General features: G+C 67.3%; 20 protein-coding genes and 1 pseudogene. 11 read left to right on the top strand and 10 right to left on the bottom strand.

Annotation, left to right across the window (positions count from 1 at the left end; translation table 11 throughout):
* The first annotated feature begins 44 nt into the window (after positions 1-44).
* The 5 genes from AC6JAC_RS17090 to AC6JAC_RS17110 are packed head-to-tail and all read left to right on the top strand — an operon-like array spanning position 45 to position 5,795.
* Complete coding sequence (locus tag AC6JAC_RS17090; protein WP_497965699.1) at positions 45-1,364, top strand: ABC transporter substrate-binding protein; 1,320 nt, start codon at positions 45-47, stop codon at positions 1,362-1,364.
* Positions 1,361-2,392, top strand: coding sequence for a carbohydrate ABC transporter permease (locus AC6JAC_RS17095; RefSeq protein ID WP_454697796.1), 1,032 nt, complete (start codon positions 1,361-1,363; stop codon positions 2,390-2,392). Before AC6JAC_RS17090 ends, AC6JAC_RS17095 begins: the two co-directional genes overlap by 4 nt.
* A complete protein-coding gene (locus AC6JAC_RS17100; RefSeq protein ID WP_497965701.1) occupies positions 2,389-3,333 on the top strand; it encodes a carbohydrate ABC transporter permease in 945 nt (314 codons plus the stop codon). The genes AC6JAC_RS17095 and AC6JAC_RS17100 overlap by 4 nt, the downstream gene beginning before the upstream one ends.
* Positions 3,330-4,982, top strand: a complete 1,653-nt coding sequence (locus AC6JAC_RS17105; RefSeq protein ID WP_497965703.1) for an alpha-amylase family glycosyl hydrolase — start codon at positions 3,330-3,332, stop codon at positions 4,980-4,982. The genes AC6JAC_RS17100 and AC6JAC_RS17105 overlap by 4 nt, the downstream gene beginning before the upstream one ends.
* 60 nt (positions 4,983-5,042) lie before the next feature.
* Positions 5,043-5,795 carry an ArsR/SmtB family transcription factor gene (locus AC6JAC_RS17110; RefSeq protein WP_454697793.1) on the top strand — a complete coding sequence of 251 codons (753 nt, stop codon included), beginning with the start codon at positions 5,043-5,045 and terminating at the stop codon, positions 5,793-5,795.
* 114 nt (positions 5,796-5,909) lie between these two features.
* On the opposite strand, the gene AC6JAC_RS17115 is transcribed toward AC6JAC_RS17110, so the two are convergent.
* Both AC6JAC_RS17115 and AC6JAC_RS17120 read right to left on the bottom strand, forming a co-directional pair.
* Positions 5,910-6,230 carry a GYD domain-containing protein gene (locus AC6JAC_RS17115; protein ID WP_028272004.1) on the bottom strand — a complete coding sequence of 107 codons (321 nt, stop codon included), beginning with the start codon at positions 6,228-6,230 and terminating at the stop codon, positions 5,910-5,912.
* A 101-nt stretch (positions 6,231-6,331) separates the two neighbouring features.
* The gene (locus tag AC6JAC_RS17120) at positions 6,332-6,844 is read right to left on the bottom strand and encodes a VOC family protein (RefSeq protein ID WP_454697792.1); all 513 of its coding nucleotides are present in this window, start codon (positions 6,842-6,844) and stop codon (positions 6,332-6,334) included.
* 73 nt (positions 6,845-6,917) lie between these two features.
* Here AC6JAC_RS17120 and AC6JAC_RS17125 point away from each other — a divergent pair.
* From AC6JAC_RS17125 to AC6JAC_RS17140, 4 genes and pseudogenes are all read left to right on the top strand, one after another.
* Positions 6,918-7,679 (top strand): annotated as a pseudogene (locus AC6JAC_RS17125) (helix-turn-helix transcriptional regulator); the annotation flags it as partial.
* Between the two features lie 60 nt (positions 7,680-7,739).
* The gene (locus AC6JAC_RS17130; RefSeq protein ID WP_497966854.1) at positions 7,740-8,204 is read left to right on the top strand and encodes a DUF8821 family protein; all 465 of its coding nucleotides are present in this window, start codon (positions 7,740-7,742) and stop codon (positions 8,202-8,204) included.
* A 14-nt stretch (positions 8,205-8,218) separates the two neighbouring features.
* Positions 8,219-8,659: a VOC family protein gene (locus tag AC6JAC_RS17135; protein WP_497965706.1), complete on the top strand. Its 441-nt coding sequence runs from the start codon at positions 8,219-8,221 to the stop codon at positions 8,657-8,659.
* A 140-nt stretch (positions 8,660-8,799) separates the two neighbouring features.
* The gene (locus AC6JAC_RS17140) at positions 8,800-10,110 is read left to right on the top strand and encodes an MFS transporter (protein WP_497965708.1); all 1,311 of its coding nucleotides are present in this window, start codon (positions 8,800-8,802) and stop codon (positions 10,108-10,110) included.
* A 107-nt stretch (positions 10,111-10,217) separates the two neighbouring features.
* On the opposite strand, the gene AC6JAC_RS17145 is transcribed toward AC6JAC_RS17140, so the two are convergent.
* The 6 genes from AC6JAC_RS17145 to AC6JAC_RS17170 all read right to left on the bottom strand — a co-directional run bounded on the left by AC6JAC_RS17145 (position 10,218) and on the right by AC6JAC_RS17170 (position 15,273).
* Complete coding sequence (locus AC6JAC_RS17145; RefSeq protein WP_043439110.1) at positions 10,218-10,655, bottom strand: ester cyclase; 438 nt, start codon at positions 10,653-10,655, stop codon at positions 10,218-10,220.
* A 78-nt stretch (positions 10,656-10,733) separates the two neighbouring features.
* Complete coding sequence (locus AC6JAC_RS17150; protein WP_028271997.1) at positions 10,734-11,570, bottom strand: DUF2182 domain-containing protein; 837 nt, start codon at positions 11,568-11,570, stop codon at positions 10,734-10,736.
* A 10-nt stretch (positions 11,571-11,580) separates the two neighbouring features.
* Positions 11,581-12,198, bottom strand: a complete 618-nt coding sequence (locus AC6JAC_RS17155) for a DUF1326 domain-containing protein (RefSeq protein ID WP_028271996.1) — start codon at positions 12,196-12,198, stop codon at positions 11,581-11,583.
* Between the two features lie 233 nt (positions 12,199-12,431).
* The gene (locus tag AC6JAC_RS17160) at positions 12,432-13,790 is read right to left on the bottom strand and encodes an MFS transporter (RefSeq protein ID WP_497965711.1); all 1,359 of its coding nucleotides are present in this window, start codon (positions 13,788-13,790) and stop codon (positions 12,432-12,434) included.
* Positions 13,791-13,832: 42 nt separating this feature from the next.
* Positions 13,833-14,174 (bottom strand): cupin domain-containing protein, encoded by a 342-nt coding sequence (locus AC6JAC_RS17165; RefSeq protein ID WP_028271994.1) that lies wholly within the window; start codon positions 14,172-14,174, stop codon positions 13,833-13,835.
* A 97-nt stretch (positions 14,175-14,271) separates the two neighbouring features.
* Positions 14,272-15,273 (bottom strand): squalene cyclase, encoded by a 1,002-nt coding sequence (locus AC6JAC_RS17170; protein ID WP_497965713.1) that lies wholly within the window; start codon positions 15,271-15,273, stop codon positions 14,272-14,274.
* 127 nt (positions 15,274-15,400) lie between these two features.
* Between AC6JAC_RS17170 and AC6JAC_RS17175 the strand changes: the two genes are divergently transcribed.
* Both AC6JAC_RS17175 and AC6JAC_RS17180 read left to right on the top strand, forming a co-directional pair.
* Positions 15,401-15,901: a DUF2975 domain-containing protein gene (locus AC6JAC_RS17175; protein ID WP_497965715.1), complete on the top strand. Its 501-nt coding sequence runs from the start codon at positions 15,401-15,403 to the stop codon at positions 15,899-15,901.
* A complete protein-coding gene (locus AC6JAC_RS17180; RefSeq protein WP_497965717.1) occupies positions 15,901-16,119 on the top strand; it encodes a helix-turn-helix domain-containing protein in 219 nt (72 codons plus the stop codon). Before AC6JAC_RS17175 ends, AC6JAC_RS17180 begins: the two co-directional genes overlap by 1 nt.
* A 1-nt stretch (position 16,120) precedes the next feature.
* On the opposite strand, the gene AC6JAC_RS17185 is transcribed toward AC6JAC_RS17180, so the two are convergent.
* Positions 16,121-16,621, bottom strand: a complete 501-nt coding sequence (locus tag AC6JAC_RS17185) for a GNAT family N-acetyltransferase (RefSeq protein ID WP_028271991.1) — start codon at positions 16,619-16,621, stop codon at positions 16,121-16,123.
* A 9-nt stretch (positions 16,622-16,630) separates the two neighbouring features.
* Positions 16,631-17,518 (bottom strand): hypothetical protein, encoded by an 888-nt coding sequence (locus AC6JAC_RS17190; RefSeq protein ID WP_028271990.1) that lies wholly within the window; start codon positions 17,516-17,518, stop codon positions 16,631-16,633.
* Positions 17,519-17,553 lie beyond the last annotated feature (35 nt).

Raw genomic sequence — 17,553 nt, forward strand, 5'->3', positions numbered from 1 at the left:
CCCCAACCACGTACCCCAAAACCAAGAACCAGAAGGAGCAACACATGAGGCAGCGCAGCCGGACCTGGGAGACTCTTCTCACCACCACCGCACTCGTGACGGCCGCCGCCGTCTCGCTCACGGCCTGCGGCGGATCCGCGCCGGAACCCAAAGCCACCGCCAACGCCGCCGCGGCGTTCGAGGGCAAGGGCCCCATCAACTACGTCTCCAACCGCGACGCCTCGGGCGCGGCGAACAAGAGCATCGAGGAATGGAACGCAGCCCACCCGGAGGAAAAGGTCACGTTCATCGAACTGCCGGACTCCGCGGACCAGCAGCGCCAGCAGCTCATCCAGAACGCCCAGATCAAGTCGGACACGTTCAGCGTGCTCAACCTGGACGTGGTGTGGACCTCCGAGTTCGCCGCCAACAAATGGATCATGCCGCTGCCCGAGGACGCCGTCCCCGCGGACCAGATGATCCCCGCCACCGTCAACGCCGCCACCTACCGGGACACGCTCTTCGGCGCCCCGTACTACACCGACGGCGCCCTGTTCTACTTCCGCTCCGACCTGCTCAAGGCCGCCGGCATCGCCGCCCCGCCCAAGACCTGGGACGAGATGAAGGCCGCCTGCGCCAAGATCCTGGCCCTTCCCGAAGCCGCCGGCATGTCCTGCTACACCGGCCAGTTCGACAAGAACGAGGCCCTCACGGTCAACTTCTCCGAGGCCGTCGCCTCCGCCGGCGGGTCCGTCGTTGACGCCGAGGGCAAGCCCACGGTGAACACCGCCGAAGCCAAGAAAGGCCTGAACCTGCTGGTGGACGGCTTCAAGGACGGCATGTTCCCGTCCGACGCCATCACCTACCTCGAAGAACAGGGACGCCGCGCATTCCAGGACGGCAAAGTGGTGTTCCTGCGCAACTGGCCGTTCCTCTACGCCTCCCTGAGCGCGACCGACGGCTCCAGCAAGGTGGCCGGCAAGTTCGACATCACCTCCATCCCAGGCACCGACGGCCCCGGCGTCTCCACCCTGGGCGGCCGCAACCTGGCCCTCTCCCCGTTCACCGCGAACAAGGGCACGGCGCTGGAGTTCATCAAGTTCTTCACCAGCGAGGAGCAGGCCCAGAAGCGCCTGGCCCTCAGCTCCCGCGCCCCGGCCTACGCCTCCCTTTATGAGGACCCCGCCGTTGTGGCCAAGCGCCCGTTCTTCCCCACCCTGCTGGAATCCCTGAACAACGCCAAGCCCCGCCCGAAGGTAGTGCAGTACGGCGCCACCACCAAGGCGATCCAGGAAGAGGCCTACGCCGCCATCACCGGCGAAAAGGACACGGACACCGCGCTGACCGACATGCAGGCCAAGCTCGAAGAGATCTCCGCGAAATGACAGTCACCACCGCCACCGTTCCGGCACCCCGTCCGGCACAGGAGCTGAAGCCACGCGGCGCCGGCACGTCCCGCACCCCCGGGGAGGGCCGCATGGCCGCCATGCTGCTCTCCCCCACCCTCCTGGTGCTGGCCCTGGTGATCGTCTACCCGCTCATCTCGGCCATCCACCAGTCCCTCTTCCGCGCCGAGTCCGGCCTGGACGCGGACGGGTTCGTCACCGAGGGCGAGGCCTTCGTGGGCCTGGCCAACTACGCGGACCTGTTCGTGGGCGAATCCGGCCGGCGCTTCCTCAACGCCTTCGGCAACACCACGTTCTTCACCGTCACCACGGTGCTGCTGGAAACCGTCCTGGGCCTGTGCCTGGCGCTGGCCATGAACCGGGCGTTCAAGGGCCGGTCCTTCCTCCGCGCCAGCATCCTCGTTCCCTGGGCCGTGCCCACCGCCGTCTCCGGCCTGCTGTGGCGCTGGATCTTCCAGTCGGACGGCATCGCCAACACCCTGCTGGGCAGCGAAATCCTCTGGACCGCCGAAGGCACCGCCTCCAAGCTGGCCGTGATCATCGCCGAAGTGTGGAAGACAGCACCCTTCATCGGACTGCTTGTCCTGGCCGGCATGCAGATCATCCCCGAGGAAGTGTACGAGGCCGCGAAGATCGACGGCGCCGGCTGGTGGCGCCAGCTCGGCTCCATCACGCTCCCCCTGGTGAAGCCCACGCTCTTGGTGGCGGTCCTCTTCCGCATGCTCGACGCGCTGCGGATGTTCGATCTCCCGTTCGTCCTCATCGGCCCCGGGAAGGAATCCGTGGAAACCCTTTCCATGCTCGCCTGGGACGAATCCAACCAGCTGCGCTACGGGTCCGCCTCCGCGTTTGCCGTGGTGCTCTTCCTGTACGTCGCCGTCGTCGCGATCGTTTTCGTGAAGGTCCTGGGCACGGACGTCACCGGCGCCAAGCAGCTGGGCCTGAAGAAGCACCGCTCCAAGGCGAACAAGGCAACCCGTTCACAGAAGGCCGAGGCCACCCGATGACCATCTCCGAACTCCACAGCCTCGCCTCCGAATCCGGCTCACGCGGCGCGCGCAAAGGCGCCGCGCGCACCGGCGCCGGCCGCCCGCCGTCGAACGCTCCCCTCCCCACCAAGAAGAAGCGCACCTGGCGCTCCTACTCCGTGTACGCCGGGCTGGTGCTGATTTTCGCCTACTGCCTGGCGCCGTTCTACTGGATGATCGTCTCCAGCCTCCGCCGCACCGCGGACATCTTCGACAACACCCTCCTGCCCGCACCGTTCTCGCTCGAGAACTACGTCAAGGTGTTCGACGGCTCCACCATGTTCGGCCAGGCACTGCTCAACAGCCTGATCGTGGCCGGCACCACCACGGTGTTCGCCCTGGTGCTGGGCGTGTTCGCCGCCTACGCCATCTCCCGGCTGAATTTCCGGTTCAAGTCGGTGATCCTCGGCGTTATTATCGCGACGTCGATGTTCCCCGGCATCTCGGTGGTGGTCCCGCTGCTGAGGTTCTTCACGGACCTCGGCTGGATCAACACCTACCAGGCCATGATCATCCCCAACCTGTCCTTCGCCATCCCGCTCGCCGTCTGGAACCTGACCACGTTCATGAAACAGCTGCCGTTCGACCTCGAGGAAGCGGCCATGATCGACGGCTGCACCAAGTGGCAGGCGTTCCGGAAGGTGCTGCTCCCGCTGGCCGCGCCGGGCGTGTTCACCACCGCGATCCTGACGTTCATCCACAGCTGGAACGAGTTCATCATCGCCCTCTCGATGATCAACGATCCCCGCATCCAGACCGCCACCGTGGCCATCTCCAAGTTCACCGGCGCCACCGAATTCCAGGCACCGTTCGGCGAGCAGATGGCCGCCGGCGTGATCGTCACCGTTCCGCTGGTGATCATGGTGCTGATTTTCCAGCGCCGGATCGTGGAAGGCCTCACCGCCGGGGCCGGCAAATGACGCACGACGGCGGCAGCCCCTCCGCCGGCTCAGTCACCGGCGACTGGTGGGACTCAGCCGTGATTTACCAGGTGTATCCGCGTTCCTTCGCGGACGGGAACGGCGACGGCGTGGGCGACCTCGCCGGCCTCATCGCCCGCCTGCCGTACATCGCCTCCCTGGGCGTGGACGGCATCTGGATGACCCCGTTCCAGCCCTCGCCGCAGGTGGACCAGGGCTACGACGTCAGCGACTACTGCGGCGTCGACCCGCTGTTCGGCACCATGGACGAGTTCGATACCCTGCTGGAGCTCGCCCACTCGCTGGGCCTGCGGGTACTGCTCGACGTCGTCCCCAACCACTGCTCCTCGGCCCACCCGCTCTTCCAGCAGGCCCTCGCGGCCCGGCCGGGCTCGCGGGAGCGGGACATGTTCCACTTCGTCGAAGGGCGCAGCTCCGCGCCGGACTCCGCCAGCGACCTGCCGCCAAACAACTGGCAGAGCGTATTCGGCGGGCGGGCCTGGAGCCGGGCTGTTCCCGGGTCTGCGACGGACACCCAGTGGTACCTGCACCTCTTTTCCCCCGGCCAGCCCGACTGGAACTGGCGGAACCCCGCCGTGGGCGACTACTTCGAAGGCGTGCTCCGCTTCTGGTTCGACAAGGGCGTGGACGGCCTCCGGATCGACGTCGCCCATGGCCTCTTCAAAGCCGACGGCCTGCCGGACGCGCCGTCCGCCACCGCGGTGGTGGACGGTCTGCGGGCTAACCCGCTGGTCTCGGACCAGGAGGACGTCCACGAGGTGTACCGCCGCTGGCGCACCCTTGCCGAGAAGTACCAGCCGCACCGGCTGCTGGTAGGCGAGGTCAACCTGGAACCGGCCCGCGCCGCCCGCTACACCCGCGCCGACGAGATGCACCAGGCCTTCGCGTTCGCGTTCGTGAAGCTCGGCTGGGATCCCACAGCGTGGGCATCCGTGGGGGCTGAACTCGAAGCCGCGCGCCAGCTGCACGGAGCCGCACCGAGCTGGGCGCTGGAGAACCACGACATTGTCCGCTCCGTGACGCGGTTCGGCGGCGGGACAAAGGACGGCCGCGAACGTGGCCTCCGGCGCTCCCGGGCAGCCCTGCTGGCACTGCTGGGACTGCCGGGCGCGGCCTATATCTACCAGGGCCAGGAGCTCGGACTGCCCGAGGTGGACGTCCCGGTGGAAGCCCGGGTGGACCCGATGTGGACCCGCGGCGGCATCACCCGCGACGGCGCCCGCGTGCCGCTGCCGTGGACCGCGTCTCCGGAGGCGAACCACGGCTTCTCGCCGGCGACCGGTCAGCCCGGTAGCCCGTGGCTGCCGCAGCCCGAGGGCTGGGGACAGTACGCGGTTGAAACCCAGCAGCAGGACCCGGGTTCCACGCTCGCCCTGGTGACTGCCGCCGTCGGACTCCGCCGTCAGCTGTGGGACCAGGGTGTGTTCACCGCGGACGACGGCGGCAGCTGGTGTGTGGAGGACGGGAACCTGCTGATCTGCGAGCGCAACGCGAAGTTCCTGGTGGCCGTGGCGATGGGAACCGAGGCGGTGCGGCTGCCGGCCGGGACGGTGCTGGCCAGCGCCGCGCCGCTGGTCACGGACGGCTGGCTGCAGCCGGACAACGCCGCGTGGGTGCTGCTGGACTGAGGTAGAGAGGCGCTGCTGGAACCCTAGACATGTGACCATTTAGTCACCTATTCTGGAGTTGTGGACGCCGTATTCAAGGCCCTGGCCGACGCCACCCGTCGCGATCTCCTGGACGAGCTCTTCAGGAACGACGGGCAGACCCTCCACGCCCTCGAGGCACACTTCGACATGACGCGCTACGGAGTCATGAAGCACCTCAGGATCCTGGAGGAAGCCGGCCTGGTGGTGACCCGCCGTCGGGGTCGCGAGAAACTCCATTTCCTGAATCCGGTGCCCATCCGGCTGGTCCACGACCGCTGGGTGAGCAAGTACGCCGAACCATGGGCCGCTGGCCTCAGCGACCTCAAAACCAGATTGGAAAGTCCCATGGAAAAGATCTTCGAAATCTATATCAAGACCACCCCGGAACGGCTCTGGGAGGCCATCACGGACGGCGAGATCCGCAGCAAGTACCAGTTCGGGTCGGTCATCACCTCGGACTGGACGCCCGGCGGCCGGTTCGAGATGGGCAATCCCAAAGCCGGGGAGCTCCTGGGCGAGGGCGAGAACCTGGAGGTGGACCCGCCGCGCCGGCTCGTCCAGAGCATGCGCGCGCTCTGGGGCGAGGACGTCAAGGCCGAAGGCACCTCCCGGATCACCTGGGAGATCGAACCGGTGGGCGATTCCTGCCGGCTGACAGTCACCCACGACCAGCTCCGTGAGGGTGCCAACGACCAGCTCTACGGCGGCTGGCCGATGATCCTCTCCGGCCTGAAGACCTGGCTGGAAACCGGCGAGCTCCTCACCACGCCAGGCTCGCTGATGTACACCTAAGGTCGCCGATGCGGACCTGGAGTGACCTGCTTCAGGTGAACGGCTCCAAGTGAACGGCTTCGAGTGAACGGCGGCACCCAACCGGGTGCCGCCATCGTGCTTCCTGCGAACGCGCTACTGCCCCGGCGCCCGGTAGGAGGGTGTCTTCTTGGTCGCCTCGTCGATGTCTTCCGGCGTCATGAGCGGCTTCAGCCGGACGTTCACGTTGCCGGTGGCATTGATCATCAGCGAAAGGGCTGCGGCCCCGGCCTGGTCCGGGACTTCAAAAACACCGAGGACGTCAGTGTCCCCGAAGGCGTAGTAAAAACTCTCCAGCGATCCACCCACGGAATTGAGGGCCTCCACCAGTGCGTCACGCCGCTTGGTGCCGCCTTCGCGCATGAGCCCCTTGATTCCCTCGCCCACGTAATTCGCTTCAAACAAATACTTGGTCATGGTCTCGTTCCTGTCTGGCAACGGTCCCCGGAGTGGGGCCGTGCGCACAGCGTAGGCTCACTTCCCGGCACTGACAACGGGTTCCGGAAAGTCCGCGGAGGTCAGCCTTGCTTCGCTGCCCAGTCGGCGACGCGCTGCGCGCTTTCCTCTTCGGAGAGGTCCTCAACGCGGGTCATGATGGACCAGCGCACGCCGTACGGGTCCCGGATGCTGGCGAACCGGTCTCCTGACACGAAGGTGGACAGCGGCTCCCGGATCGTGGCCCCCGACCGCTCGGCGCGCGCCACCAGGGCGTCCGCGTCGGCGCAGTAGAAGCCGACGGAATAGCAGTCATCGTCGCCGTCCGGCGCGGGGACAAGGTGATAGTCGGGGTTGGGCTCACCGATTTGGAGCCGTCCCTGGCCGAAGTCGAGTTCGGCGTGGACCACAACGCCGCCCATCTCGGTGACATTGACGGGGCGGGCGCCGAAAACGTCCCGGTAGAACGTGATGGCCTCCTTGGCCGAGGTAACCGCAAGGAACGGCGTGAGGCTCGTGAAGCCGTGCGGGATGCCGGATGTGGTGTGCTTGCCGTCGGCGGCCACGGTCAGTTCGGGGCTTGTAGTATCAGTCATACCTCTGACGGTACGCACGGGTCCGCCCCGGCGGCTTGGAGAAATGCGACAGCCCGGATAGGAGTGCCCTCCGATGGTGGACTCGTTCAAGGGCATCCTCTACCCGGCCCGGCTTCCCACCTTTCACCGGGTGCCAGCGCCCGAGTCCGTCAGGAACCTGGTGCAGTGGTTCTGGATCCCCGAATGGGACATTGCGCCGGGGCACACCTCACGCCAGCACGTGATCGCGTTCCCCGCGTCCAACCTTGTGGTGCAGCAGGATCTCGTGGAGTTCGCCGGCCCCACCACCCGCCGGTCACACCGCGACCTCACCGGCCGGGGATGGGCGGTCGGAGCCCTCCTGCGTCCTGCCCTGGTGCCGCATTTCACGGATGATCCGGGCAGCCTGCGGGATGCCCAAGTGCCGCTGCCGCTCGCGGACCTTCATGCCTCAGTGCTGGCGGCGATGAGCGGAACCGATCCGGCGGAACGCCGGCAACGCGCCGTGGAGGCGTTCACCGGCTGGCTGGTGGCGGATGATCCGGAGGTTTCCGAGGAGGGCCTGCTTGCCAACGCGATGATGGACCTGATCGGGTCCTCAGCTGAAGTGACCCGCCTTGAGGACGCTGCGGCGCGGCTTTTTGTGTCGCCGCGCACCCTGCAACGCGTGGCGAAGAAGTACATCGGCCTGAGCCCGTCCGCGCTGATCCGACGGCGCCGCCTGCAGGCGGCTGCCGACCGGTCCCGGACCGACCCGGCGGCAGACCTCGCGGCGATCGCTGCCGAACTCGGCTACACGGATCACGCCCACCTGACAAACGACTTCCAACGGACCCTGGGATTCACGCCCAGCACGTACCGCCGTCGCGTTAGCATTGGTCCCACCACGTCTGATCTCGCCTTACCAGGAGGGCGCATGCCGCACATCGTCGACTTCAAGAACGTTTCCACTGCAGGCTTGGAATCATCCCCGGTGGCCGACGCCGCCGCGGGTCTGCGCGCCAATGAGGCCCGCTACTTCAGCACCAAGTACAACCACGTCTTCACGGTGAGCCCTGCCAGCGAGGTTCCGGAGGTGGTGGACCGGGTGAGCAGGATCCTCCGGGAAGAGCGCGACATCGTCATCGGATCGCGCCCGCTGGAAGCAACCGACTTCGAAGTCGACGGCTTGCGGATGTCCTACGTGTTCTACGAGTCGGGGCTGTCCATCAACGTTATGTACAGCATCGAGGACGGCGGGAAGCGAGCCGTGGGGTTCAAACTTGCCGACGGTATGGACGTGCCGGAGGAACTGGCGGAGCGCTTCAAGTTCGCCCGCCAGAAATCGAAGCTGGCAGGCACTATCCGTGGCTCCTACTTCGTGATCAAGGGCGAGTACTGACCGAAGGATCCCAAGTGGCACACATACAACGGTTCGACCATATCGGCATCACCGTCGCCGACCTCGACGCTGTGACGGCGTTCTTCGTCAAGCTGGGTCTCGAAGTGGAGGGCCGGACTTTCGTGGAGGGCGAGTTCCTGGATACCGTCTGCGGCATCCCGGACTCCCGCACCGAGATCGTTATGCTGCGGCCGCCCGGCGGTGGTGCGGGACTGGAACTCGCGAGCTTCGTCCGGCCCGACCACAAGCCGGGATCGCCCGATGCGATGGCCAACGAGCTGGGGCTGCGCAACGTGTCCTTCGAGGTGGACGACCTCCAGTCAGCCGTGGACGGGCTGGCCGCGGACGGCTACGGGCTGGTCGGCGGCATCGGCCAGTACGAGAACAGCTGGCGGATGGCGTACGTACGGGGGCCGGAGGGGATTATCGTGTCCTTGGCCGAGCGGATCGGCTGAACGGAAAGGGTCCGCGCATTCCCGCGAAGGTGGTTCTGACAGACCCTGCCTCGCAATAAATAAATCAGGTAATTTGAGTGGAGGACACCGGCAACCGGCGCCGTGTTCCTTCCCCACTCCCTGAAAAGGACTCTTCACCCGTGCCTCCCGCGACCTCCGTTCCTGCACGCGACCGCATGCCCTTCGGCGCACTGCTGGTGCTGTCGATGATCGGCTTCACCGCCATCACCACCGAGCTGCTGCCCTCCGGCCTGCTCCCCCAGATCAGCGCCGGCCTCAACGTATCCGAACCCGTGGCCGGCTACCTCACCGCCGGGTATGCCGCGATCATCGTGGCCACGGTGATCCCCGCTGCGATGCTGCTCGCCCGCATCCCCCGGCATATCCTCCTGGTGGCGCTGGTCCTGACCTTCGCGGTCAGCAACGCCCTGGTTGGCCTGGTGTCCGATTTCGGCGCTGCCCTGGCCGCCAGGCTGGTGGGCGGCATTGCCCACGGCCTGCTCTGGACCGCGATGGCCCCGTTCGTGGCGCGCATCGTTCCGGCCCACAAGGTGGGCAAGGCGATGGCCATCGTCTTCAGCGGCAACAGCCTGGGCCTGGCCATCGGTGCCCCGCTGGGCACCGCCCTGGGCGCAGTGGTCGGCTGGCGGGCGTCCTTCCTCCTGCTGGCGGGCGCCGGTGTGGTCCTCGCAGGCCTGGCCATGTGGCTGCTGCCCGCCGTCCGCCGGATCCCGGACGCCCCGCGGCCGTCCCTGCGCAAGGCGATCGGCCAGCCCGGAGTGAAATCGGTGGCCATCGCCTGGCCACTGATGCTCATGGCCCACTTCGCCCTGTTCACCTTCATCGCGCCGTTCCTCCGCGAAGCCGGCCTGCCCGACTACAGCATCACCCTTTCCCTCACCGTGCTGGGATTCTCCGGGCTGGTGGGCATCTGGATCGCCGGCATCACCGTGGACATGCGGCCGCGGCGTGCGCTGCTGATTACGACGGCGATCATCGCCGCCGCGTACCTCCTCCTTCCACTGGGCGGCAGGACCGTCCCCGGCGCCCTGGTGCTCATGGCGGTGTGGGGTGCGGCCTTCGGCGCGATCGGCATCTACAACCAGTCGGCCATCCTTCGTGCCGGCAGGGAGTACCGGGAGGCTGCCAACGGCCTCACCGTGCTGACCATCCAGCTGGGCATCACCATCGGCGCGCTGTACGGCGCTGCCGCCCTCACCATGGCGGGCCCGCTGATGGTGCCGGTTGCTGCTGCGGTGCCGGTCGTCGTCGCACTGGTGATTGTGGTGACCGGGCGCAACCACGCCTACCCGCCCGGGCCGAAGGAAGCGGGGTTCGTTGCAGCTGAACAGTCGACGGCGGCCGCACCGGTCCCGGATGCGGCAGGCGCGGGCGTCGCGGACGCGCCGGCGGAGGCTCCTGCCGACGCGGGCGTGGCTGCGCGCCACTAGCCTCGCGGGCAAAGGGGTGCGGCACCGTCACGGGACAGTGCCGCACGCGGTGCTTCCCGCCGTCGGCTAGGAGCGGCGGCGGGAAACTCTGTTGGCCGGAACCTTTATCAGCCGGCGCTCGCGTCCGTTGTCTGTGACGGGACGGCGCCGATCTGCTGCATGAGGCTCAGCGTGTCGGAGGAACCCCAGTGCTCGGCCACCTTCCCGTCCTGGATGCGGATGATGTCCGCGCTGCTGAATTGCACGCTCTTGCCGCTTGCCGGAACACCCAGGAACTCCCCCGTGTGCGTGCCGGACAGCACCACGTGGGCAGCCTCAAGGTCGCCGTCGGCCAACGCCGGATCGAGTTGGACGGTGAGGTCAGGGAACGCCGCACGGATGGCGTTGGTGTAGAACTTCACGCCGTCCTTTCCCGGCGGCTGCCCGGGCATCGGGTCCTCGTGGTCCTGGATGTCGTCCAGCACAAATTCATCGATCAGGGCGAGATTTCCGCCCGCCAACACTTCTTCGTAAAACCGCCTGAGGAGTCCAGTTCCTTCAGACATTGTCGGCTCCTTTGTTCGGTGAGACCTTTGGATAATTCCCCCGGTCAATGGCCGCCCGCACTCAGCGGCGGCGGCACGTTACATCCCCATCCCCGCCGTCGCCGCGGGGGTGAGGGCAATGCCGAGCGCAATCACGGCGAGCGCCACGGCAACGGAGCGGTTGGCCAGCCGTTTCCAGGGCAGCATCTTCTCCGCGGCGATGAAGGCACCGATCAGCGCCATCCAGCCGACGCTCATCACCCCGAGGGCGAACAGGGCAACCATCAGCGCCCAGCAGCAGGCGACGCACCATGCCCCGTGCTCCACACCCATCACCAGTGCGCCCCGGTAGCCGGGCCGCATGCGGTGCAGGATGAAATCCATGGGCGTCCGGCATTTCATCAGGCTGACGTTCTTGGCGGGGGTCAGCTGATAGACCGCCGCGACCAGGATCACGCCGGCTGCCAGGTAACGTCCGCCCTGGTCCGAGCCGAAGAGCCCGGGCGCGAGCGAGGCGACCGACATGTACAGCGAGTAGGCCACCAGCCCGAAGGCTGTCCAGGCCAGCAGGTATCCGGCCACGAACACAGTTGTTGCCCCGGCAGGCGCGTACCGTCCTGTGACCCTGCGGTGCCGCTGGATCCGGTCATACGCCACCACCATGGGCGCCACGGACGGAAACATCATGGCCGACAGCATCACCACCCAGGTGGCCACGAAGAACCCCAGCGGCCCCGGGTCCGTCCAGCGGCCCATGTCCATTCCGCTCAGCTGGGTTGAAGTAAAGATCCAGCTCGCCGCTGCGAGCACCAGGAGGATGGCGACGAGCCCGGCTTCCCGCGGGTCGATCCGGGAGGCCGGCCTGGCATATACCTGAGGGTGGGCGTGCGCCACCGGCTGCACACCCACCCTCCTGAACAGCTTGCGGTGGTACATCACGCGGGGCCTAGCCGCGGCCCTTGGGGGCGCCCTCGGCCATTTCGCTGGCGAAGGTGAAGTCGGACGTCTCGCCGTATACGCCGTCGAACTCCATCCCGAAGCGGTCCGGGTGCCCCGGTCCCTTGCCGATCCGGAACTCCGGGGCGAAACCGAACATCGCGTTCTTCACGGTGGTCACGCCGCCGTCGGGCCCGGGCAACGGCTCGAAGGTGACAACCACGCGGCCCGCCACCGAGCCGGACGGAGTATCCCCGTCGGAGAACGAGACACTTGCGCGTTCCAGTCCCAGCCATTCGCCGTACAGCGCAGCCAAATCCCCGAACGGGCCGCCGGCCCGGCCACGGAGGATGCTCTCGAGTGCGTCCACCTGGGCATCGGATGCGCCCTCGTCGACGACGGCCCCCACCTTCCAGCCGCCTGCGGTCAGGTGGGTGGGGAACCAGTTGAAGAACGCGAAGTCGACGCCGGACAGGTCCGTTTCCTCCATCGCGCCGGTCGCAATATGGAACACGTTGAACCCGCGGCACTCGCCGTCCGGGCCGGTGGGCACGCCGTCCACGGGGCAGGGGCAGATCAGGGAGCAGGTGCAGTTGCCGACGTATGTTCCGGACATTTCCCAAGACATGGGACCCTCCTCGCTGGCGCCGTCGCCAAGCAGAAGCGGCCCAGGGTCAGCGCCGAAAATATTGGAAAACGGGGCGGAAGGACCCCGTTAAGGCAGACAGTATTCCCGCACCATCTGGGTGTCAATATGGCGTGAAAACAAGGAAATCGGGGCGCGGATGGGCGCTTCGGAGGGCGCGGGCGGGGGTCCTTACGGCGTGGTTTTGGCGCTCATTTTGGGCCGCACCCCACAGCTCATTTCCGTTCCCGCCACAGCAGCGTCACGCCGAAGGCGACCGCCCCCAGCACCAGCATGGTGAGAACCATCAGGCCCCAGTTGGCCTGGTTCACGCCGCTGCCGTAGAAGATGCCGATCATCACCGTGGCCGTAATGGCGCCCAGGTACCGGCAGGTCTGGAAGATCCCGGCGGCCACGCCGCGCTCGTGCGGCTGGGTGGAGACGTACATTCCCTGGCTGGAGGCGATGCTGACCACGCTCCACGGAATGCCCATCAGGGCCGTCAGCAGCAGCACCAGCGGGATGGCGAAGGAGGCGGTCAGCAGCCACATGGCTCCGGCGGCGGCCACCAGGAACAGGACGCCGGCGATCAGCACCCGCCGCACACGGAAGCGATCGATCGCGCGGACCGCGAACGGCGTCGCGATCACGGACATTGCTGCCAGCGGCAGCATGAGGAGACCCACGACGCCGGGATCGTAGCCGGCCGCTTCCTGCAGCAGCTGCGGCAGGCCGAAGAACGCAAAGTAGTAGATGCCGTTGAACACGGCGAAGCCCAGGTAGACCAGCAGCAGCGGCCGGTTCCTGCCGAGCAGCCGCAGGTCCAGGAAGGGCGGGCTGAACTTCAGTTCGCGCCAGACGAAGAGCCCGGCCAGCACGGTACCGCCGGCCAGCAGCCACCAGCGCGCGTCCGGCAGCACGTTCAGCAGGGCCATCATGACCAGCGTCAGGGAGCCGACGAAGCCCAGGATGCCGGGAATGTCCGAGTCCCTGAGGAGTTCGGCGGCGCTGCCGCGTTCCCGGTCCTCGTCCACCGGGGCGTACTTCCGGACAATGAGGAGCGCCGCCAGCGACAACGGCACGTTGATCAGGAACAGGGCCTGCCAGCCGACCAGGCTCACCAGCAGCCCGCCCACCACCGGACCCACCGCCGCCGCGGAGGTGTTGGCCATCTGGATACGGCCGAGCGGCCTGGTGGACTTCACGTTGGCGCTCCGGGCCAGGGCACCGACAATGACGACGGCACTCGGGTACGCCGTCGCCGTCCCTAGCGCCATGACGGCCCGGGCGACGCACAGCAGCGCGAAGTTCGGGGCAAAAGGCGCCAGCGCGCAGGTCACTGCCACCAGCACCATCCCGAAATTGAACAGGCGCCGCGGCCCGAAGCGGTCCGCCATCCGGCCCATCAGCGGCTGGCCAGCCGCGGAGGTGAGGTAGAAGGCGGTAATCACCCAGGTGACCGTGGCGACGTCGAGCCCGAAGTCCGCGCGAAGCACCACCAGGGCAACGGCGATCATGGACGAGTTCAACGGGTTCAGCGACGTGCCCAGGCTGAGGCCGGCGACGGCGAGGGCTGTCCGGGGTTTGTTGCTCACGGAAACAGTCTTGCCTACATCGGCGCGCCAGGCCGAACTTGGTTACGGCCGCGTCGTGCCCTTCGCCACGGTGAACAGGAACGTCGAGTCCTCCTCGGCTTCCAGGCTGTGCAGGCCGTCCGGGACGATCAGCAGGTCACCCGGCTTGCCGTCCCACGAGTTCTCACCGGCGCGCAGGCGGAGGCTGCCCTGGAGGACATAGACCGTGGCGTCTCCCGGGTTCTGATGCTCACTCAGCTGCGTCCCGGCTTTGAGCGCCATCACGGTCTGGCGGAGCACCTTCTCATGCCCGCCATAGACAGTGTCTGCGGCACGCCCGTTGCTCGCTGCAAGCGCGGCGGCGAGCTGCTGCCGGGCCAGGGCCTCGATCGATATCTTCTGCATGAGGCCACGGTACCCACAAGGACTGCCGGGCGGTATAGGCCGGTGGTCCCTCATCCGGAACAGCCTGGTAAGCGCGAACGGACACGTGCGGTCCCTTTCACCGGGGCCGCACGTGCCCGTTCGCTCCGTCCGCCCCGTCCCACCAGTCCAGCACCCGCGCCCCGAAGAAGGTCAGCCACTTGGACGGCTCGCCCGGGGCAACGTCGACTTCGAACCACACCCGCCCCGGGTGGCGGCGCTCCTGCAGCCATGTACCGTCGGGACGGCGGGCGGCCCGGACCGTCTCGATGGCTTCGGCCAGCCGCGGATCGGGCGCGGCGCCGTCGTGCAGGGCTGCTGTCCGGAAGTAGTCCGTCGCGTTGAGCGCGCTATAGAACGAGCGGAACGGGTAGGCGAACCGCGTCACCCACGGGCCCACTATTTCGCCGGTGGACAGGGTGCGGAGCAGCCGGCGCTGCAGCAGGTACTCCTCACCGGCCCGGCGGGCGGCGCGCAGCCTGCTGGTTCCGCCGGTCGCGGCCTCGTAGTCCAGCAGGCCCTTCAGCGCGTTGAGGGTGGAATGGAAGGACGACCGGGTGGAGCCCTCCACCCACTCGCAGTTCCAGCCGCCGTCGGCCATGCGGTGGTCCAGGAACCATTGGGCGATTCCGGAGACGTCTGCCCCGAGCCATGCCCCGTTGGCCAGCGTGTAGGCGTTGATGCAGCAGTCCACCTCACCGCCCCAGTACGGCAGGTCGTCGTACTCCCAGCGGCTGTTCGCGGCGAGCAATTCGGCGGTGCCGGCGAGGACGGCTCCATCGAGGCCCCAGTCACGGAGGCTGTTGAGCGTCCACGTGGTTGCGGTCCACGGCTGCCCCGCGCCGTCGGCTGCCTCGGGGCCGTGGAAGTCAAAGTCTCGGGGGAAGAACGCACCGCCCGCCCACTGGCCGTCGGCATCCTGCAGGGCCAGGAGCCGTGCGGCGAAGCCCTCCGTCGCCAGACTGGACCGGGTCGCTTCCCACGTGTCACGCGGCGCGCCCGCAAGGTCGCGCTCCACCTGCCAGCGGAGCGCCGGGTCGGAGTCGAGCAGCCAGGTGAGCAGGGAAGGGTCCACGGCCATGCCCGGCAGGCTACCACGGGCGTCCGCTTGCGGGCTGGCCTTTCGAGGAGTCACGCGCCGGGTCCGCTTGTCCAAGCTATCGAATATCGATAGTATCCAACTGTTATTCGACACCCTAGGAGATCTGATGGGAAAGCTGACTGTCCTCGCATTGCGGATTGTGCTCGCGATGGGACTCGCCGGTTCGGTATTTGTGCAGGCCGTGATGGTTCCGCTGCTGGCCCGGGACCTCAACGAGGACCTGGGCCCGGACATCGCCCGCGTCAGTGTGCCGGTCCTCGTGATCGTCCTCCTGGGCATCCTCGCCGTCCAGGTCACCATGGTCTGCGTCTGGCGGCTGCTGACGATGGTGCGGCGCGGAACCGTGTTCTCGCACGCCGCCTTCCGTTACGTGGATGTGGTGACGGGAGCCATCGCCGCGGCGTCACTGCTGACCTTCGGGCTCGGCGTCGTCCTCGCCCCGGGCGAATCCGTCGCCCCCGGCGTCGTCCTCCTGATCGGAGGCGCCGGCGTGCTGATCGCCGGAGTGGCGCTCGTCGTCGTCGTACTGCGAATGCTGCTGGCACAGGCGGTGGCCCGCGATGCCGAAGCCAGGCACCTGCGGGACGAACTCGACGAGGTGATCTGATGCCGATCGTCGTCGACATCGACGTGATGCTGGCCAAGCGCAAGATGTCCGTGGGAGCACTCGCGGACCGCGTCGGGATCACGCCCGCAAACTTGGCGGTGCTCAAGAACGGCCGGGCCAAAGCGGTGCGCTTCACCACCCTCGAAGCCCTTTGCGAGGTGCTGGAGTGCCAGCCGGGCGACCTGCTGCGCTGGGAACCCGAGGAGACCGCGGACTAGCCTAGGGCTTGGCTGACCGGACCATTCGGATCACGGGCAGCTCCTCCCATTCTGGCGGCAGCAGTTTGCGCTCACCGTCCTCCCGAAAGCCGTATTTGAGGTAGAAGGCCAGCGCCCGGGGATTGTCCTCAAGCAACCAGAGGTACGCCGGTGAATCGGCGACGGCGGCGTGCAGCAGGGCAGCCCCCAGGCCGCTGCCATACATGCGCCGGAGAATGTAGATCGCGTACAGCTCCAGCTGTTCGGGCGCGTCCGCGTCGAGTGCCGGGCCGGCATCGGCGAATCCCACCACTTCGTTGCTGTCGTCCAAGGCAATGAGACGCGGGTCAGCGGTTGCCAGGGATTTTCGACGCTGTTCGATGCGCTGGGGAATGCTGGCCCGGCGGGCGCGGAAGAACTCGGGTGACAACTGGCGTGCGTAGCACTCCTCGTGGACCAGGGTGTGCATGCGCACGAGGGCGTCGGCATCATCCGGCGTGGCCTGGCGGATCTGGAAGTCCATGGTCCAAGACTAATCAGCAGCCGGCCGCCTTACCCATCCGATCTTCTGAAGCCAGCCGGTCAGAATCGGCAGCACCACTGAGCTGTGCATCGCGCTGAGGTGATCCAAGCCGGGAAGGACTTGAACGTCCCAACCTGCAGCGATGAGGGCCGCCTGGTGTTGGGCCAGGGGTTCACCGATCCGCACCCGGACCCCGCCCCATTGGGCGCTGTAGTCAATCTGATCTTCGGCACCGGCAAAGGCGAGCCGCGGCAAGTCCGGCGGCACTTCGGCGGCAAAGTCGTCGAACCCTTGGAGCGCTTCATACAGGGTGACGAACTGCCGCGTTTGCGCCTCGGTGGTCTGGACGGAAACGTGGTCCCAGTCTCCCGGTTCGGCCTCGGCCACCGGAACAGTGGACTGGCCAGGAGACTTGGCGGACGTCGCCTGGGACATCGCATGTGCGGCGCGGGTGACCGCCAACATGCTCCGGTACGGTCCGTCCACGGGCGGAAAACCGCCCATCACCAGGGCACGGAGGCGGTCCGTGCGGAGGGCGAGTTGGAGCCCGCTCAACGCAAGCCAGGAGTATCCGTAGTAACCGAAAACGTCGGCTCCCGCGGCGTCCGCAATGGCCAGCAGATCGGCGGCGAGGTGACCGGGAGTCAGCGTGTCTGCCGCAGGATGGGCCATCCTGTGGCCTTCGTAGTCGGCCGCGATCACGCAGTTTGACCTGGAAAGCCCGTGGACCAAGGCCGGTCCCACGTCAGGATCCCCGCCCCATTTGCGCATGGTCTCGGCCTCGACGGTCCCATACGGTTCCAGCCGGACTGGCAGGAGCAGCGCAGGCCCCTCCCCCTGAGCCGTGACAGCTATTCTTGACCCGTCGTGAAGGACAGCCTCAACGGTCTCTGGCATTCCGATCCTCACCTTTCTGGGCGTCGCCCGAGGCG

The organism is Arthrobacter sp. KUASC02 (assembly GCF_059739395.1).

Excerpts from the sequence above, each read along its gene's own strand:
- AC6JAC_RS17090 (WP_497965699.1), top strand. The coding sequence starts at position 45 with ATGAGGCAGCGCAGCCGGACCTGGGAGACTCTTCTCACCACCACCGCA.
- AC6JAC_RS17095 (WP_454697796.1), top strand. The coding sequence starts at position 1,361 with ATGACAGTCACCACCGCCACCGTTCCGGCACCCCGTCCGGCACAGGAG.
- AC6JAC_RS17100 (WP_497965701.1), top strand. The coding sequence starts at position 2,389 with ATGACCATCTCCGAACTCCACAGCCTCGCCTCCGAATCCGGCTCACGC.
- AC6JAC_RS17105 (WP_497965703.1), top strand. The coding sequence starts at position 3,330 with ATGACGCACGACGGCGGCAGCCCCTCCGCCGGCTCAGTCACCGGCGAC.
- AC6JAC_RS17115 (WP_028272004.1), bottom strand. The coding sequence starts at position 6,230 with ATGACCAAGTATTTGTTTGAAGCGAATTACGTGGGCGAGGGAATCAAG.
- AC6JAC_RS17120 (WP_454697792.1), bottom strand. The coding sequence starts at position 6,844 with ATGACTGATACTACAAGCCCCGAACTGACCGTGGCCGCCGACGGCAAG.
- AC6JAC_RS17130 (WP_497966854.1), top strand. The coding sequence starts at position 7,740 with ATGCCGCACATCGTCGACTTCAAGAACGTTTCCACTGCAGGCTTGGAA.
- AC6JAC_RS17145 (WP_043439110.1), bottom strand. The coding sequence starts at position 10,655 with ATGTCTGAAGGAACTGGACTCCTCAGGCGGTTTTACGAAGAAGTGTTG.
- AC6JAC_RS17150 (WP_028271997.1), bottom strand. The coding sequence starts at position 11,570 with ATGTACCACCGCAAGCTGTTCAGGAGGGTGGGTGTGCAGCCGGTGGCG.
- AC6JAC_RS17155 (WP_028271996.1), bottom strand. The coding sequence starts at position 12,198 with ATGTCTTGGGAAATGTCCGGAACATACGTCGGCAACTGCACCTGCTCC.
- AC6JAC_RS17165 (WP_028271994.1), bottom strand. The coding sequence starts at position 14,174 with ATGCAGAAGATATCGATCGAGGCCCTGGCCCGGCAGCAGCTCGCCGCC.
- AC6JAC_RS17170 (WP_497965713.1), bottom strand. The coding sequence starts at position 15,273 with ATGGCCGTGGACCCTTCCCTGCTCACCTGGCTGCTCGACTCCGACCCG.
- AC6JAC_RS17175 (WP_497965715.1), top strand. The coding sequence starts at position 15,401 with ATGGGAAAGCTGACTGTCCTCGCATTGCGGATTGTGCTCGCGATGGGA.
- AC6JAC_RS17180 (WP_497965717.1), top strand. The coding sequence starts at position 15,901 with ATGCCGATCGTCGTCGACATCGACGTGATGCTGGCCAAGCGCAAGATG.
- AC6JAC_RS17185 (WP_028271991.1), bottom strand. The coding sequence starts at position 16,621 with ATGGACTTCCAGATCCGCCAGGCCACGCCGGATGATGCCGACGCCCTC.
- AC6JAC_RS17190 (WP_028271990.1), bottom strand. The coding sequence starts at position 17,518 with ATGCCAGAGACCGTTGAGGCTGTCCTTCACGACGGGTCAAGAATAGCT.